1 protein-coding gene is annotated in these 233 nt (G+C 42.9%); it reads left to right on the top strand.

Annotation, left to right across the window (positions count from 1 at the left end; all coding sequences use genetic code 11):
• Positions 1-233: hypothetical protein (locus tag FQ668_RS28325; RefSeq protein WP_218570940.1), on the top strand; the 233-nt coding region annotated here is incomplete at both ends.

Genomic DNA, 233 nt, shown 5'->3' on the forward strand with positions numbered 1-233 from the left:
CCGTTATATTGCAAGCCAGACCCACCACATTGGCGAAAGTGCTTCAGATATCTTACGACGTTTATTAAAGGTAGATGCAGCCGAAACGGAACAGAAACCAGCTGCCGCTAAAACTATCGTCGTTAGTAAAGAGATCCCTCAGGTAGAGGCGGTAGATTCAGTAAAAGAAATGCGCTCATTGCTGATTTCTGACGAGTTTGCTGGATTGAAAAAAGCTATCGATAGATTTATGT

This window comes from Pseudomonas sp. Kh14 (genome assembly GCF_900291005.1).
Lineage (GTDB): Bacteria > Pseudomonadota > Gammaproteobacteria > Pseudomonadales > Pseudomonadaceae > Aquipseudomonas > Aquipseudomonas alloputida.